Origin of the sequence: Ectobacillus ponti, from assembly GCF_024294785.1 — a bacterium.
In the GTDB taxonomy this organism is placed as follows: Bacteria; Bacillota; Bacilli; order Bacillales; family Bacillaceae_G; genus Ectobacillus; species Ectobacillus ponti.
The window spans coordinates 1-510 of record NZ_JANCLT010000123.1 but is presented as its reverse complement, the minus strand read 5'-3'; the positions used below and the strand labels follow the sequence as shown (position 1 = coordinate 510).

General features: G+C 52.9%; 1 protein-coding gene. It reads left to right on the top strand.

Annotated features, from left to right (window positions below; all coding sequences use genetic code 11):
• A partial coding sequence (locus tag NK662_RS24855; protein ID WP_254761391.1) for a hypothetical protein occupies positions 1 to 279 on the top strand: 279 nt, incomplete at its 5' end.
• Positions 280 to 510: the final 231 nt, after the last annotated feature.

The following is a 510-nucleotide window of genomic DNA, read 5'->3' as shown; positions in this document are numbered from 1 at the left end:
AGATCCGGCCTCCGCTCGCTGGCGGCGCGCGCCAAGGCGACCGCCGCCCCCGCGGCGAGGCGCCGCATGTCCTCCTCCGCCCACGACGACGCCCATGAGACGGCCAAGTGGGAGAAGATCACCTACGCCGGGATCGTCACCTGCACCCTGCTGGCGGCGTACAACCTCTCCAAGGGCCACCCCCACTTCGACGAGCCGCCGGCGTACCCCTATCTGCACATCCGTAACAAGGAGTTCCCATGGGGACCCGATGGCCTATTTGAGAACAAGCACCATTAAGTACTGAACAGCGCACCATCAGAAGCCCAGTGAATGCTTAAGAAAAATTCTCTGGTTGTTCCAGTGATTCTTGTTTTCAGTGAAACCTATTTTTCTTGCAACAAAGAAATAAGAATGACAAAACTCTTGTGTTGATAATCAGGATTTAACTGTGTTGTTAGTTGTTACCTGTTTTCTTCATTCACAGCAGTGATCATATGCATGTGTTCTGTTTCAGAAAATGCTGTCATC